The organism is Hespellia stercorisuis DSM 15480, from assembly GCF_900142165.1.
Classification (GTDB): domain Bacteria; phylum Bacillota; class Clostridia; order Lachnospirales; family Lachnospiraceae; genus Hespellia; species Hespellia stercorisuis.
Map to the genome: position 1 here is coordinate 93,172 of NZ_FQZY01000005.1, position 12,532 is coordinate 105,703.

The following is a 12,532-nucleotide window of genomic DNA, read 5'->3' on the forward strand; positions in this document are numbered from 1 at the left end:
GCTCAGGCGCTTTCCTGAAACAACAGGCTGCCCCGTTCATCAAAGATTTCACGGATCTCTCCCACTCTATTTTCATTTCCAAGAATGATGTAGCGCTCAAACCGTTTTTCGCGGATCAGCTTGTTCAACACTGGTTTATTCTGCATTTCCTCCATGGATGAGCCATGCACGCTCGCGAGAAGCTTGCAGCCACAGTGCATGGCATACTCGATTGCATGTACTTCCTCCACGCTGCCAATCTCATCCACCGCGATTACTTGAGGCGACATGGCGCGGATCAGCATGATCATTCCCTCCGCTTTCGGACAGCAGTCCAGAATATCCGTCCGGATGCCCAGATGGTTCTGCGCCACCCCCATGTAACAGCTCGCCAGCTCGGAACGCTCGTCCACCACCCCCACAGTGCATCCCTTCACATACTGATTCCCATTGGATATCTGGCGAACCAGATCCCGCAGGAGCGTGGTCTTTCCACACCGCGGTGGCGATATGATCAGCGTATGGCACATCTGCCGGTTTGCGGTAATATACGGCAGCACCGCATCCGCACATCCCAGAATCTCATGCGCTACCCTCAAATTGATGGACGAGATATACTGCATGTTCTTTACCTGATTTTCCTCGATCATTGCTTTTCCTGACAGCCCCACTCTGTGACCTCCTTCTATCGTGATGAACCCCTGCTTCATCTCCTGTTCAAATGCATACAATGAATAATTACTAACGTAATCCAGCGTCTCACGGATTTCATTTTTTGTAACAATATGTTTTTCTCTTTCCTTCATAGGAAGCATATACTCCTCATTCTGGCTGACAATCATCAGGGGCTGTCCCACTCTCAGCCGTATCTCCTGCAGACGGTCGTAATCCAGCCCTTCCATCTTCAGAATGCGCCGGATTGATTTAGCCAGCACCTGGAGGATCTGCGTTTCCCGTATAGCCACTGCTTCTGTTTTCATACTCCTTCACCTCGTATAATATGTAGTGCCCCCTCCTCTAAACTAAGTATATGAAAATGGGCAACATTTAGAACTATCGTTTGGAAGAAGCCGCAAAAAGGGACAGGTTCGTAAGCAATTGGGGACGTAGCAAAGTTATAACTTTGCTACGTCCCCAATTGCTTACGAACCTGTCCCTTTTTGCCCTTATCTATTTACTCAGCAACGTCTTTCATGCTGAAGCTGATTCTGCCCATCTTGTCTTTTCCGAGGCATACTACTTTTACAATCTGTCCAAGTTTCAGAACATCTTCTACTTTGTTGACTCTTTCTTTGGAAAGTTTGGAAATGTGAACCATTCCTTCTTTTCCAGGTGCAAACTCAATGAATGCGCCGAAGTCTTTGATGCTGATTACTTTTCCTTCGAATATCTGTCCCGCCTCAAAGTCTGTGACGATGATTGCGATAATCTTCTGTGCCTCATCCATTGCAGCCTTGTCGGTTCCACAGATGGATATTGCTCCGTCATCTGTGATGTCGATCTTGACACCGGTCTGTTCGATAATTGCGTTGATGGTCTTTCCGCGCTGACCGACTACATCACCAATCTTCTGTGGATCGATCTTCATCTGGACGATCTTCGGTGCAAACTCGCCAACCTCCGGACGCGGCTCTGCGATTGCTTTATTCATGACTTCGTCGAGAATAAAGGTTCTCGCTTTCTTCGTGGCTGCAATTGCCTCCTCGATGATCGGTCTTGTGAGGCCGTGAATCTTGATATCCATCTGGATTGCTGTGATCCCCTTGTGTGTACCTGCAACCTTAAAGTCCATGTCGCCGAAGAAATCTTCCAGTCCCTGAATATCCGTCAGTACCAGATAATCATCGTCTGTATCCCCTGTCACAAGACCTGCGGAGATTCCCGCTACTGCAGCCTTGATTGGAACACCTGCCGCCATCAGTGACATACTGGATGCACAGATACTTGCCTGTGAGGTGGAACCATTGGATTCAAATGTCTCGGACACAGTACGGATCGCATATGGGAACTCAGACTCGTCTGGAAGTACCGGAACCAATGCTCTCTCCGCCAGTGCTCCGTGACCAATCTCACGGCGTCCTGGTCCTCTGGAAGGTCTTGTCTCTCCCACAGAATAAGACGGGAAATTGTAGTGATGCATGTATCTCTTGGATGTGTACGCATCCTCCAGTCCGTCAATTCTCTGAGCCTCAGAAAGCGGTGCCAGTGTAGTCAGGGTGCAGATTTGTGTCTGTCCACGGGTAAACATCGCAGAACCGTGTACTCTCGGTATGAGATCCGTCTCCGCTGCAAGCGGTCTGATCTCGTCGATTGCTCTTCCGTCTGGACGCTTGTGATCTTTTAAGATCATCTTGCGGACAGTCTTTTTCTGGTACTGGTAAACTGCCTCATCGAGAACAGCCATCCACTCTTCGTTCTCTGCAAATGCTTCCTCCAGCTTATCCTTGATTGCACGGATGTTGGCTTCTCTCACCTGTTTTTCATCTGTGAATACCGCCACTTCCATGTCCGCAGGAGGAACCAGTTCTTTGATTGCAGCAAACAACTCTTCCGGTACTGCACAACTTGTGTAGCTGTGTTTTTCTCTTCCGCATTCTGCAACGATGGTGTCGATAAATGCGATCACTTCCTGATTCATCTTGTGGGCTGCAAAAATAGCCTCGATCATCTTATCTTCCGGAACCTCTTTTGCTCCTGCCTCGATCATGATAACCTTGTCTCTCGTAGATGCAACGGTCAGCTCCATCAGAGATACTTCTTTCTGTGCCGCTGTCGGGTTGAATACAAGCTCTCCGTCCACGAGACCAACCTGTGTGGTTGCTGTCGGACCGTCAAATGGGATATCGGAAATTGCCGTTGCGATTGCTGCTCCAAGCATAGCTGTCAGCTCCGGGCTGCAGTCCTGGTCAACGGACAGCACGAGGTTCTCCAATGTCACGTCATTGCGATAGTCCTTCGGGAATAACGGACGCATTGGTCTGTCGATAACGCGGCAGGTAAGAACTGCATTCTCAGATGCCTTTCCCTCTCTCTTGTTAAATCCTCCCGGGATTTTTCCAACAGAGTACATTCTCTCATTGTACTCCACGCTCAGAGGAAAGAAATCGATTCCTTCTCTCGGTTTTTCCGAAGCAGTTGCTGTCGATAACACGGTGGTATCACCGTAGTGCATCAGTGCTGCACCGTTTGCCTGCTTTGCAACTCTGCCCACGTCCACGCGAAGCATTCTGCCCGCTAATTCCATCTCAAATTTTTTATACATACTTTTCTCCTTCACTTTGTGCCGCAGGATCACCGAAACTACTGAAAATGGTTCGACGGCAGTGCCTGCTTTGTCGAACACTTTTCAGTGGTCTCGGTTCAGTTTCTCCACGGCAGTTTTTTTATTACCAAGGCAGTTCCGCCACAAAAGCTCTCTTTTGTTCATCGGTAACTGCATAAGCACAAAATCATTATCTATACGAGGAAAAGAAGGGCGAGCTCCCCCGTCCTTCTTCTTTTCACCTTGTATTATTTACGAATTCCTAAGCGCTCAATTAAAGTACGGTATCTTTCGATATCTTTCTTCTTTAAATAAGCAAGTAAACCACGTCTCTGACCTACCATCTTAAGAAGTCCTCTTCTTGAGTGATGATCCTTTGGATTTGCTTTGAAGTGATCTGTCAATTCATTGATTCTTGCTGTAAGAATTGCGATCTGTACTTCCGGAGAACCTGTGTCTCCTTCTGTTCTTCCATATTCAGCGATAATTGCCTGTTTCTTGTCTTTTGCGATCATGTTTATGATCCTCCTTCTATTTTTCTTTATAAAATCGCCTGATATTAAGTAATGGTTGGAGTATCCAATTACCGAACATCGGCTAAATCATACTTGCATATTATACCACATCTATAATGCTATGTAAACCTCTATTTTTTTGCTTTCTTCTCTTTGCTGTCCTTCTCTCTGCCATCTTTGTTTCCTTTGGCTTTGAGCTTCTTTTCTCTGATCGACTGCTCAAGCGGAGTATCCTCCACATCGTCATCGTCGTCATCCGTCAGTTCATTTCCAGATGGCTCATAAATGGCAAATGCAATGTTGGTCGCGTGATCTGCCACACGTTCCAACCCGGATACCGTGTCCGAGAAAATCATACCGGCCTCCGGTGTACAGCGTCCCTTCGTCAGTCTCTTGATGTGGGACTGCTGCAATTTCTTCTCCCGCATATCAATTGCATCCTCCAGTGCGATGATCTCCTGCATATGCTCCTGACTTTTCTGCGTGAACAGCTCAATGGCATATTCCAGAGATGTGCTCACCATGACAGTCATGTCTTTTAACTGTTTTACCGCTTTTTCACTGAAATTGATGTCGTTGTTGATTCTTGATTTTGCTGAGTCTGCCAGATTTTCCGCGTGATCCCCAATTCGCTCGATGTCATTGACCACATGAAAAAGGCCTCCGGTCATCGCGGCATCCGCAAGGGGCAGCTCCAGTTCATTGATGCGCACCAGATATTTTGTAATCTTCCGGTTCAGAAAATTCACATAAGCCTCCTGCTCGTACACCTGCTCAATCTTCTCCTGATCCAGCGTACATAAGGCATCCATTCCCAGCTCCAGATTCTCCTTGGCCACCATTGCCATGTGCTCGATTTCATGGATCGCATCGATGGTAGCGGTCGTCGGAGTCAGCATCGTGCCTTCTCCGATATATTTCAATTCGTACTGATCCTCTGGAGACGGATCCGTTCCCGGAACCACCACGTAGGTCAGCTTCACGATCCAGTTCATGAATGGGAACAGCATCACAACCTCAAGCACTTTGATCAGCGTATGGGCATTGGCCACAGCTCTTCCCACATTGCCTCCCGAGATACGGAGTATGGTATCTGTAATCGGAGTCAGCGCCAGCATCAACACGATAAAGATAACAAAGGAGCCCATGATGTTAAACAGGAAATGAATCCATGCCGCTCTCTTTGCATCCTTTTTCCCACCCAGACTGGCTATCAGCGCCGATACACAGGATCCCATGTTGCAGCCGAGAATCAAAAACGGACAGATTGTAAATGCCAAAAGTCCCTGATTTGCCATCAAAATGACGATACCTACCGTTGCCGAAGAACTCTGAAGCACAGCTGTAATCGCGAATCCGACGAGTATTGCAAGCATCGGATTCGTCAGCGAGCGCAGAAGTTCCAGCATATGCGGGGAATCCTTTAGTCCGGACATGGCGTCGCTCATAGTGCTCAGCCCCATAAACAAAATACCAAATCCCAGTACCACTCCACCAATCTTACGGATATTGACCTTTTTGCTGAACATCAGCATCACCACTCCGACAATGACAAAAAGCGGTGCGATGTCCGAGAGATTGAATGCGATCAGCTGCCCGGTGACCGTGGTACCGATATTTGCCCCCAGAATTACGCCTGCCGCCTGCAGAAGCGACATCAGACCGGAGTTTACAAAACTGACCACCATAACGGTCGTCGCGCTGGACGACTGCACAATCGCAGTGAACAGAATACCCACAAGCATTCCCACAAACCGATTCTTCGTAAAAAACTCAAGAATGGAGCGCATCTTGGCACCTGCCACCTGCTCCAGCCCATCACTCATCAGTTTCATACCAAACAAAAATAATCCAAGTCCGCCAAGTAGCAGAAAAATAGTTGTAATACCCAACGCATTCACCTATGCTTTCTCAAAATATAGTTTCCCAGATGCAATATCTTTATCCACCTGTTCTTTTAGTTCTTCCACAGAAGAGAATTTCTTCTCCCCGCGTTCAAATGTAAGAAATTTAATCTCGATTTCCTTTTCGTAAGCTTCCGCATCGTAATCCAGCACATGGACTTCCACCAGAACACGGCCATCATTTGTGACCGTCGGCTTCATTCCCACATTACCAATTCCTTTGTACCAGACACCATCAATCTTCACCTTGCAGTTATAGACACCTTTTTTCGGGAGAAGCTTTTCAATATCAGGCACAATGTTCATGGTCGGGAACCCGAGGGTTCTTCCCAGCTTCTGTCCGTGCTCCACTCTGCCGTATACGGTATATGGATATCCCAGAAGCTCATTGGCCAGCTCCAGATCGCCGCCGGCAAGTGTCTCCCTGATATAAGAGCTGCTGATAATACGGTCATCACTTTTCTTTTTTGTTATCACATCCACATGGTACCCATACTTTTTCGCATAGCGTGAAAGCGTATTGGCATCCCCGCGTTTATCCCGTCCAAAGTGATAATCCGCTCCAATCACAATGTACTTTGCATGTAACTTATCCACCAGAATATCTTTGATAAAATCCTCCGGCTCAATTTTTCGAAATTCTTCTGTAAAGGGACACTCAATCAAATAATCCACATATTTTTCCATATGCTTCTTCCGTTCCTCATTTGTCATGAGCATTTTTCTCGTGATTCCTTTGTTCAGGAGAAATTGTTTCATATCGAATGCAAACACAACACTTTTTGTATTCTCGTCGCTATATTTTCTGATCGTTCTGATTAACCGCTGGTGGCCGCGATGCATGCCGTCAAATTTCCCCAGAGTAACCGCACACGGACCCTGGTAGGTAAAATCAGAAAGCTGTGTAATATACTGCATGTCATTCCCTTTCAATCTAAGCCTTACTCTGCCAGAAACATCTTTACAATCCGGAAAATCTGTCCGCCCTCGTATTGATAAACCGCGACAAATCTCTGTTTATCATCATAGACGCGCACATACTCTCCAACCTGATACACTCCCGCTCCCTCGATCTCGTTCTGTGAAAACAGATTGCCGTTACATGCCAGAAATGTTCCTCTCTCATTCAGAAAAACTTTTTCATATTCATCAAACATTGCATCGACAGGAATCAGGATTTCATCCAGAGTCCCATTCTGTTTTCTCTCCTCGATCTGGGCGAGAGTCTCACTGTCTCTCAGGGTAAAGCAGCTCACCTTTGTTCGTTCTAATTCTTCCATACATCCACCGACACCCAGTGAACCTCCGATGTCGTGAAGCAGCGTCCTGATATAAGTCCCCTTGGAACAGGAGACCACCATTCGGACGCGCGGCAGCTTCATCTCCAGAATCTGGATATCATAAATCTCAATCCGCCTGGTCTTCCGCTCTACTTCTTTTCCTTCCCGTGCCAGCTCATACAGCTTCTTCCCATTCACCTTCAGAGCAGAATACATAGGTGGAAGCTGGTCATACGGCCCGATGTATCCCTGTATACAATCCATCACTGCCTGCTCGGTCAACCCCGCACAGTCCTTCTCATCCAGAATTGTTCCGGATATATCCTGCGTATCGGTGGTTTTTCCAAGCAGCAGTACGGTCTCATATACCTTGTCTTTGTTGGTCAGCATATCACAGAGCTTCGTCGCCTTCCCGAAGCAGACCGGCAGAACGCCGGTGGCATCCGGATCCAGTGTCCCCGTATGGCCAATCTTTTTCTGTCCCACGATTCCGCGCAGCTTCGCAACTACGTCATGAGAAGTATAACCTTTTTCTTTGTATACGTTAATCACTCCGTGAATCATGCCTTCTCCTCCTGCTCGCTTTATTCTACAGCTGCAGTTCAATCTGACGCGTGACATTATTGATAATGTCATGGTACCTTCCGCTCAACGTGAACCCGGCAGCACGCTTGTGGCCTCCGCCGCCAAAGTACTGCGCAATCACACTGACATCCACCGCTCCATTGGAGCGCAGGCTCACCTTGAACTCCTGAGTATCTGTCTCGTATAAGAACATCGCCACATCCACGCCCTTGGTGCTGCGCAGCTGGCTTACAATTCCATCTAAATCCTTGGCCGTTGCATTGTAAAATTCCAATTCTTTCTTCGTCACTACCGATACGATGCAGCGCTTGTCGAGCAGCAGCATACTCTCCAGCAGTGCTCTCCCGAGAATCTGGTTCTGCACATACGTCTTCTCATAGTATGTCTTATCTATGATGTCGTTGGCGTCAATTCCCGTTCTCAGCAGCTGCGCCGCCGCCTCCATGGTAGAAGGCTTCGTGCAGGAATATAAAAAAACGCCGGTATCGTGTGCAATCCCCACATACAATGCCTCTGCGATTTCTTTCGTAATCTTTTCCGGATCAATCAGGTTGTAGATCAGCTCTGATGTAGAACTCGCATCCGGCACGATGTAATTGTGCGCCGCAAATGCCTGATTGCTGATATGATGGTCTACGCAGAGTGTATCGCCTGCGGAAGAAAACAGCGGCCCGGAAAATCCAAGCCTTCCAATATCTCCACAATCCAGACAGATAAACAGGTCGTAGACCTGCTCCGGATCAATCTCATGTCGAATCTCTTTTGTCGCCTCTATGAAACGGAGCGGATCCGGGATATCCTCCAGATATACATCTACGTTAATCTCCGGGCAGTTATCCTTCAGATACTGAAAAAGCCCCATACACGAGCCGACACAGTCACCGTCCGGGCGGACATGTCCGCCGATGGCCACACTGCGCTTTCCCTGTATAACTTCCTGTAACAATTGTCTCATTATCTTTCTCCGTTTACTTCGTCAATCATTTTTGACATGTTTACACCATACTCGATGGACTGATCCAGAATGAACCGGATCTCAGGAGTATTTCTGAGGTTTAAAGTTCGCGCAAGCTCGCGGCGGATATACCCCTCCGCGCTCTGCAGACCCTTTAATGTGTCCGCCTGAGCCTTTTCATCTCCCAGCACGCTGATATATGCCTTGCAGGTCTTCAGATCCGGTGCCACCTCCGCCGCAACGACGGAAGTAAAAGGTGCCACCCTTGGATCTTTGATTCCCGCACGCAGGATGTTGCTCAGTTCATGCTGAACTTCCGTGCTCACCCGCGTGTTTTTGATACTGTTTTTTCTCATTCTATTTATTTCCTTTCAACTTCAACCATCTTGTAAGCCTCCACGAGGTCTTCTTCTTTTACGTCATTGAAGTTTTCAAATACAAATCCACACTCATATCCGGCTTTGACTTCCTTCACATCATCCTTGAAACGTTTCAGTGAAGCGAGCGGGCCATCGAATATCACAATGCCATCTCTTGTCACGCGGACTGAACAGCCTCTCTCGAACAGACCATCCAGTACATAAGAACCGGCAATGGTTCCGACTCCGGACGCTTTGAACGTCTGGCGTACCTCTGCATGACCGATGACCTTCTCCTCGAAGATCGGATCCAGCATTCCCTTCATGGCTGCCTCTACATCCTCAATTGCCTGGTAAATGACACGGTACAGTCTCAGGTCAACGCCCTCTCTGTCTGCCGTCTCCTTCGCCGTCGCATCCGGACGCACGTTAAATCCGATGATGATCGCGTTTGACGCAGATGCCAGAATGACATCGGATTCGTTGATAGCTCCGACACCACCGTGAATGATCTTGATGACTACTTCGTCGTTGGACAGCTTCAGAAGACTCTGCTTGATTGCCTCCACAGAACCCTGAACGTCTGCTTTGATGACGATGCCAAGCTCCTTTAAGTTCCCCTCCTGAATCTGTGTAAACAGGTCATCCAGAGACATGTTCTTTGACTTCGTGTCTGCAAGCATATTCACTCTTCCCTGAGAGATAAATGTCTCAGCAAAGCTTCTTGCCTCTTTCTCATTCTCACAGCCAACAAATACTTCTCCGGCATTCGGTACGTCATTCAGACCGAGAATCTCAACCGGCATAGATGGGCCTGCGGTCTTCACGCGTCTGCCCTTGTCGTCCATCATGGCTCTCACACGTCCGTGTGAGGAACCTGCCGCGATGGAATCGCCGACATGCAGTGTACCCTTTTGCACAAGTACCGTTGCCACGGCGCCTTTTCCCTTATCCAGCTCCGCCTCGATGACAAGACCTCTCGCATTACGCTCCGGGTTCGCCTTCAGTTCCATTACCTCTGCTGTCAGAAGGATCATCTCAAGCAGTTCCGGGATACCCTCTTTTGTATGTGCGGATACCGGAACAAAGATGGTGCTGCCGCCCCAGTCCTCCGGAATCAGTTCGTATTCTGTCAATTCCTGTTTTACTCGCTCCACATTGGCACTCGGCTTATCAACCTTATTGATTGCCACCACGATCTCGATTTCCGCCGCTTTCGCATGGTTGATTGCCTCGATGGTCTGCGGCATTACACCGTCGTCTGCTGCGACAACAAGAATCGCGATATCCGTTGAGTTTGCACCACGCATACGCATTGCGGTAAATGCCTCATGTCCCGGTGTGTCGAGGAAAGTAATCTTCTCGCCGTTCACTTCCACAACCGATGCACCAATATGCTGTGTAATTCCACCGGCCTCACGGTCGATGACATTGCTGTCGCGAATTGCATCCAGAAGGGAAGTTTTACCGTGGTCAACGTGACCCATCACGCAGACTACCGGAGGACGTTTCACCATAGCTTCGGTGTCCTCTTCCTCCTCTTTCAGAAGTTCCTCGATCACATCGACAACCACCTCATGCTCACAGAGTACCTCGTACTCCAGTGCAATTTCCTCGGCTGTCTCGTAGTCGATCTCCTGGTTCAATGTCACCACTTTTCCCGCCAGGAACAGCTTCTTGACAATGGTAGATGGAACAATCTTCATCTTATCTGCCAGTTCCTTGATTGTAAGTGTCTCTGGAAGAATGATCTGTTTGATTACTTCTTCCTTCTTCTCAGGTGCCTTCGGCTGCGGCTTCTGCACCGTATTTGTATTGTTTGGCTTCTTGCCCTTGCGGCCTTTTCCACCGAAATCATTGTCTCTGTAATCTTTTTTCTTGTAGTCTTTTTCTTTGTCTTTCGTTTTGTTGCGCTGTGGCTTCTGCTCGCCGATCACTGCTGCAACAGTACTTCTCTCGTCACGTTTTTCATCACGTCTTCCCCCTTGGCTGTTGCCCGGACGATTTCCCTGATAATTATTGTTCGGACGATTCCCCTGGTAGTTGTTATTCGGGCGGTTTCCCTGATAGTTGCCACTCGGACGGCCTTCCTGATTTCCTCCCGGACGATTTCCCTGATAGTTGCTGTTCGGGCGGTTCCCCTGGTAGTTATTGTTTGGACGGTTTCCCTGATAATTGCTGCTTGGACGCCCCTCCTGATTTCCTCCCGGACGATTTCCCTGGTAATTGTTGTTCGGGCGGTTTCCCTGGTAATTGCTGTTCGGGCGGTTCCCCTGATAATTATTGTTTGGACGGTTTCCCTGATAGTTGCTGCTCGGACGGCCTTCCTGATTTTCTCCGGAACGATTTCCCTGATAGTTACTATTCGGACGATTCCCCTGATAGTTGCTGCTTGGACGGTTTCCCTGATAATTACTTGAATGTCCTTCCTGATTTCCTCCGGAACGGTTTCCCTGGTAGTTATTATTCGGACGGTTTCCCTGATAGTTGCTGCTTGGGCGGTTCCCCTGATAATTGCTTGAATGCCCTTCCTGGTTTCCTCCGGATGTCCGCTGTCCCTGGCCTGCCGGTCTCTGTCCCTGGCTGGCTGCCGGACGGTTCTGTCCTTCTGCCGGGCGCTGTCCCTGCGCGGTTCCCGCTGTTCTTGTATTCTGTCCACCGGCTGACTGTCCTGCCGGTCTGTTATTCTGTACTCTGTTTCCGTTCTTTGAATTCTGCGGGCGGAAGACCTGCACGATATGCTTCTTTTTCGGCGCCTCGTCTGATTTTGTTCCCTCTGCATTCGTCGCTTCTGTTTTCGTCGCTTCTGTTTTCGGTGCTTCTGCCTTTGGTGCTTCTGCCTTCGGTGCCACGCTCTTTGGTGCCTCGGTTCTCGGTGCGTCCGCTGATTTTCTCACCGGTTTAGCGGAAACACTGCCTTTTACTCTCGCAACGTCTTCGTCTGTGATCGTACTCATGTGACTCTTCACTTCTATATTCTGTTTTGCCAGAATCGTAAGCAGTTCTTTATTATCCATCTTCAGTTCTTTCGCTAATTCATGTACTCTCATTTTTGTCATACTTAACACAACCTCCTGTTCCCATGCAATCTTCTAATCTGCCAGGGATTCCCTTTCTGTCTCCAAATGCTTCCTGATTCCTTTTGCAAATCCTTCATCCAGGACCGCAAGTGTCGCCCGGAATTCTTTTCCCATCGCATGCCCCAAAGTATCTTTATCACTGTAAAAATATATTGGAACCTTATAGAAATCACACATGTTATTAAATTTCTTCTTTGTATTATCTGATGCGTCATCCGCAACGATCACAAGCACCGCTCTGCCGGTCTTTACTTCCTTCTCGGTCGCAAATTCCCCACTGACGGTCTTGCCTGCCTTCGTCGCCAGACTGATCATCGAAAGTGCCTTACTCTGCCTCAAATTTTCCCATCTCCTTCTGCAGCGTCTCGTAAACTTCGGAGGGAATTGCCTGCTTGAAAGAGCGTTCCAGCCCTTTCTGCCGAATTGCTTTTTCCAGACATTCTTTTGAAAAACAAAGATAAGCTCCCCGGCCGTTCTTCTTTCCGGTCGTATCCAATACAAACTCATCATCGGATGTCTTCAGCACACGCATCATCGTATTTTTACTTTTCATCTCACCGCATCCCACGCATCTTCGCATTGGGATCTTCTTATTACTGCTCAAACTCTATCA

The 12,532-nt window shown here is 48.2% G+C and carries 11 protein-coding genes; all 11 read right to left on the minus strand.

Annotated elements, in window-relative coordinates; translation table 11 throughout:
* Positions 1–2: 2 nt before the first annotated feature.
* Complete coding sequence (gene spoIIIAA, locus BUB85_RS00470; protein ID WP_073103658.1) at positions 3–959, minus strand: stage III sporulation protein AA; 957 nt, start codon at positions 957–959, stop codon at positions 3–5.
* 194 nt (positions 960–1,153) lie between these two features.
* Entirely contained in the window at positions 1,154–3,241 is a 2,088-nt protein-coding gene (locus BUB85_RS00475) for a polyribonucleotide nucleotidyltransferase (RefSeq protein ID WP_073103660.1), read from the minus strand.
* A gap of 248 nt (positions 3,242–3,489) precedes the next feature.
* The gene (gene rpsO / locus BUB85_RS00480; protein WP_073103662.1) at positions 3,490–3,756 is read right to left on the minus strand and encodes a 30S ribosomal protein S15; all 267 of its coding nucleotides are present in this window, start codon (positions 3,754–3,756) and stop codon (positions 3,490–3,492) included.
* 131 nt (positions 3,757–3,887) lie between these two features.
* Entirely contained in the window at positions 3,888–5,648 is a 1,761-nt protein-coding gene (locus BUB85_RS00485; protein WP_084533862.1) for a Na/Pi cotransporter family protein, read from the minus strand.
* Positions 5,649–5,657: 9 nt separating this feature from the next.
* Positions 5,658–6,578: a bifunctional riboflavin kinase/FAD synthetase gene (locus tag BUB85_RS00490; protein ID WP_073103665.1), complete on the minus strand. Its 921-nt coding sequence runs from the start codon at positions 6,576–6,578 to the stop codon at positions 5,658–5,660.
* A 23-nt stretch (positions 6,579–6,601) separates the two neighbouring features.
* A complete protein-coding gene (gene truB / locus BUB85_RS00495) occupies positions 6,602–7,504 on the minus strand; it encodes a tRNA pseudouridine(55) synthase TruB (protein ID WP_073103667.1) in 903 nt (300 codons plus the stop codon).
* 25 nt (positions 7,505–7,529) lie between these two features.
* A complete protein-coding gene (locus BUB85_RS00500; RefSeq protein WP_073103669.1) occupies positions 7,530–8,480 on the minus strand; it encodes a DHH family phosphoesterase in 951 nt (316 codons plus the stop codon).
* On the minus strand, positions 8,480–8,836 hold the full coding sequence (rbfA, locus tag BUB85_RS00505) for a 30S ribosome-binding factor RbfA (protein ID WP_073103671.1): 357 nt from the start codon (positions 8,834–8,836) through the stop codon (positions 8,480–8,482). Before rbfA ends, BUB85_RS00500 begins: the two co-directional genes overlap by 1 nt.
* Before the next feature lie 5 nt (positions 8,837–8,841).
* Entirely contained in the window at positions 8,842–11,889 is a 3,048-nt protein-coding gene (gene infB / locus BUB85_RS00510) for a translation initiation factor IF-2 (RefSeq protein WP_408607061.1), read from the minus strand.
* Between the two features lie 42 nt (positions 11,890–11,931).
* Positions 11,932–12,234 carry a ribosomal L7Ae/L30e/S12e/Gadd45 family protein gene (locus tag BUB85_RS00515; protein ID WP_084533863.1) on the minus strand — a complete coding sequence of 101 codons (303 nt, stop codon included), beginning with the start codon at positions 12,232–12,234 and terminating at the stop codon, positions 11,932–11,934.
* A gap of 10 nt (positions 12,235–12,244) precedes the next feature.
* Positions 12,245–12,523: an RNase P modulator RnpM gene (rnpM, locus tag BUB85_RS00520; RefSeq protein ID WP_073103677.1), complete on the minus strand. Its 279-nt coding sequence runs from the start codon at positions 12,521–12,523 to the stop codon at positions 12,245–12,247.
* Positions 12,524–12,532: the final 9 nt, after the last annotated feature.

Coding starts and splice junctions, on each gene's coding strand:
- infB (WP_408607061.1), bottom strand. CDS start 11,889: ATGAGAGTACATGAATTAGCGAAAGAACTGAAGATGGATAATAAAGAA.
- spoIIIAA (WP_073103658.1), bottom strand. CDS start 959: ATGAAAACAGAAGCAGTGGCTATACGGGAAACGCAGATCCTCCAGGTG.
- rbfA (WP_073103671.1), bottom strand. CDS start 8,836: ATGAGAAAAAACAGTATCAAAAACACGCGGGTGAGCACGGAAGTTCAG.
- BUB85_RS00490 (WP_073103665.1), bottom strand. CDS start 6,578: ATGCAGTATATTACACAGCTTTCTGATTTTACCTACCAGGGTCCGTGT.
- BUB85_RS00475 (WP_073103660.1), bottom strand. CDS start 3,241: ATGTATAAAAAATTTGAGATGGAATTAGCGGGCAGAATGCTTCGCGTG.
- BUB85_RS00500 (WP_073103669.1), bottom strand. CDS start 8,480: ATGAGACAATTGTTACAGGAAGTTATACAGGGAAAGCGCAGTGTGGCC.
- rpsO (WP_073103662.1), bottom strand. CDS start 3,756: ATGATCGCAAAAGACAAGAAACAGGCAATTATCGCTGAATATGGAAGA.
- truB (WP_073103667.1), bottom strand. CDS start 7,504: ATGATTCACGGAGTGATTAACGTATACAAAGAAAAAGGTTATACTTCT.
- BUB85_RS00515 (WP_084533863.1), bottom strand. CDS start 12,234: ATGATCAGTCTGGCGACGAAGGCAGGCAAGACCGTCAGTGGGGAATTT.